The sequence below is a fragment of the Psychroserpens mesophilus genome (assembly GCF_050617655.1).
Classification (GTDB): Bacteria; Bacteroidota; Bacteroidia; order Flavobacteriales; family Flavobacteriaceae; genus Psychroserpens; species Psychroserpens mesophilus_A.
The window spans coordinates 1-235 of record NZ_JBODQC010000522.1 but is presented as its reverse complement, the minus strand read 5'-3'; the positions used below and the strand labels follow the sequence as shown (position 1 = coordinate 235).

The following is a 235-nucleotide window of genomic DNA, read 5'->3' as shown; positions in this document are numbered from 1 at the left end:
TCAAGTAAAGCTTCCAACTTCTTTTTATAGACCATTAATCTATCTTGTTTTATAACTAATTGCCCCATAACAACAATAATTGTAAGGGTGATTAAAGTTAAAGGCAACACAATAAAGTTTCCCGATTCTTCTAGGCTGGGATTATATGAAAAAATATCCCAAAATTGATAGCTATACAATGCCAGGGGGGAAAATAATGCCCACCTCCACCAATGAGCATTAGAAAGAAACCATA

At 34.0% G+C, this 235-nt stretch carries 1 pseudogene; it reads right to left on the bottom strand.

The annotated features are described in order from the left end of the window. Positions 1-235: pseudogene (locus tag ACRHNM_RS18245) on the bottom strand (hypothetical protein); the annotation flags it as partial.